The organism is Cupriavidus sp. OTU4054 (assembly GCF_038440175.1).
Taxonomy (GTDB): Bacteria; Pseudomonadota; Gammaproteobacteria; order Burkholderiales; family Burkholderiaceae; genus Cupriavidus; species Cupriavidus pauculus_D.
Genome location: NZ_JASATF010000064.1, coordinates 1 through 467 on the forward strand (window position 1 = coordinate 1; position 467 = coordinate 467).

General features: G+C 55.5%; 1 rRNA gene. It reads left to right on the top strand.

Annotated elements, in window-relative coordinates:
• Nucleotides 1-3: 3 nt before the first annotated feature.
• Nucleotides 4-467, top strand: a 16S ribosomal RNA gene (locus AAHB16_RS32685); the annotation flags it as partial.

Consider the following 467-nt stretch of genomic DNA (forward strand, 5'->3'; position numbering starts at 1 on the left):
ATTGAACTGAAGAGTTTGATCCTGGCTCAGATTGAACGCTGGCGGCATGCCTTACACATGCAAGTCGAACGGCAGCGCGGACTTCGGTCTGGCGGCGAGTGGCGAACGGGTGAGTAATACATCGGAACGTGCCCTGTTGTGGGGGATAACTAGTCGAAAGATTAGCTAATACCGCATACGACCTGAGGGTGAAAGCGGGGGACCGTAAGGCCTCGCGCAATAGGAGCGGCCGATGTCTGATTAGCTAGTTGGTGGGGTAAAGGCCCACCAAGGCGACGATCAGTAGCTGGTCTGAGAGGACGATCAGCCACACTGGGACTGAGACACGGCCCAGACTCCTACGGGAGGCAGCAGTGGGGAATTTTGGACAATGGGGGCAACCCTGATCCAGCAATGCCGCGTGTGTGAAGAAGGCCTTCGGGTTGTAAAGCACTTTTGTCCGGAAAGAAATCGCGTTGGATAATACC